Annotated in this window: 1 protein-coding gene; it reads left to right on the forward strand. The window is 65.1% G+C overall.

Annotated features, from left to right (window positions below; genetic code table 11):
• Positions 1–62 precede the first annotated feature (62 nt).
• Positions 63–1319 (forward strand): D-arabinono-1,4-lactone oxidase, encoded by a 1257-nt coding sequence (locus tag V6M49_RS11300; RefSeq protein ID WP_332761173.1) that lies wholly within the window; start codon positions 63–65, stop codon positions 1317–1319.
• Positions 1320–1799: the final 480 nt, after the last annotated feature.

A 1799-nucleotide genomic window follows, 5' to 3' on the forward strand; every position in this document is an offset into this window, starting at 1 on the left:
GGGAAATTGTTAGCGCTCACAGTTGGTGGAGCGAAACGTACCTTCACCCGAAAGCCGAGCACATGAAGAACTGGGCAGGAAACCTCAATTACTCATCAGCGGACGTCGTGCGCCCGGAGTCGGTGGCTGAGCTCGCCCAGGTGGTGGCGCGTTCCAGCCAGGTCAAGGCCCTGGGATCGCGGCACTCCTTCAACCGCATCGGGGACACCGACGGCGTGCACGTGCTGCTGGATGCACTGCCGCAGCACATCGAACTGGACTCGGAAAAGCGGAGCGTCCGCGTCAGCGGCGGAGTGAGCTACGGCGCCTTGTGCCGTACGCAGCAGCGGGCCGGCCTGGCCATCCACAACCTGGCGTCGCTCCCCCACATTTCCGTGGCAGGGGCAGTCCAGACGGGCACCCATGGATCAGGTGTGAACAACCCCTCCCTGGCCGGAGCGGTGGAGGGCATTGATCTGGTCCGGCCCTCGGGCGAGCAGGTGTCGCTGTCCCGCGCGGACGGCGAGGAATTCCTGGGCAGCGTGGTGGCCCTGGGCGCCCTGGGCATCGTCACCGGCCTCCGGCTTGCCGTCCGGCCGAGCTTCAGCATGCGCCAGCGTGTGTTGGAAAACCTGCCGTGGGACCGGGCGCTGGCGGATTTCACGCAGCTGGTGTCCAGCGCCTACAGCGTGAGTCTTTTCACCGATTACACGGGCGATGGCATCAGCCAGATCTGGCTCAAGGCGCTGGACGCGGAGCCTCCCCTCGGTGAACTGTTCGGCGCCACGGCAGCCACCGGCCCGCGGCACCCGTTGCCGGGGATGTCGGCCGAGAACTGCACAGCCCAGATGGATGAGCCCGGGCCATGGCTGGACCGGCTGCCGCACTTCCGCCACGAGTTCACGCCCAGCAACGGTGAGGAACTGCAAAGCGAATTCATCCTGCCGCTGGAGCAGGCACCAGCGGCGATCCAGGCAGTGCGGAGCCTGGCGGACAAACTTGCGCCCCTGCTGTTTGTCTCCGAGATCCGGACCGGCGCCGCGGACGAGTTCTGGCTCAGCCCCTTCTACCGGCAACAGAGCGTTGCGCTGCACTTCACCTGGAAGCCGCTGCAGCCGCAGGTGGAAGCCGTTCTTCCGCAGCTCGAAGACCTGCTGCGGCCGCACGAGGCCAGGCCACACTGGGGCAAGCTCTTCACGCCCGGCAGCCACGACTGGGATGCCCTCTACCCCCGCTTGGCGGACTTCCGTTCGCTGGCATCGGCGCATGATCCAGAGGGAAAATTCCGCAACGGGCTGCTGGACAGCATCCTCGGCGTCCCGGCGGTGAACTCGCGGTAGGAGGCACCTTCCTGCGGCGCGCTGACAGGATCAATCTCCACGAAGCAGCCATCACCGAAGTCCACCGCCTCGTATAGCGATTTCTTCAGTCAGGGAGGCATCAGCCTCTCCCCCGACCTCATTAACGAGGCAGCCGAGGTGTATCCCCTCCTGATCCAACTTGTGGGCAACTATTTCTGGCTCGAAGCCGGCAAGGCTGGATGGAAACTGAACCAACGCCGCGTTCAGCGTGCGATCGCTGCCGCCCACAGACGGAATACCTTGGTGGTCGTCGAGTCGGCCCTCTCGGACATTTCTGACAGAGACCGCTAGTTCCTCGACACGATGGCCGCCCAGGATGGCCTCTCCGCGGCCGGTCAGATCGGCGCCATCCTCAAGGCAATGCCCAACGTCTTGTCCAATTACCGGAGCAGGCTCATCACTGCGGGCCCGCAGGCTACGGCAAAGTGGACTTCGCCATCCCCGGACTCCGCCAATACC

Origin of the sequence: Pseudarthrobacter sp., assembly GCF_036675385.1 — a bacterium.
GTDB lineage: Bacteria > Actinomycetota > Actinomycetes > Actinomycetales > Micrococcaceae > Arthrobacter.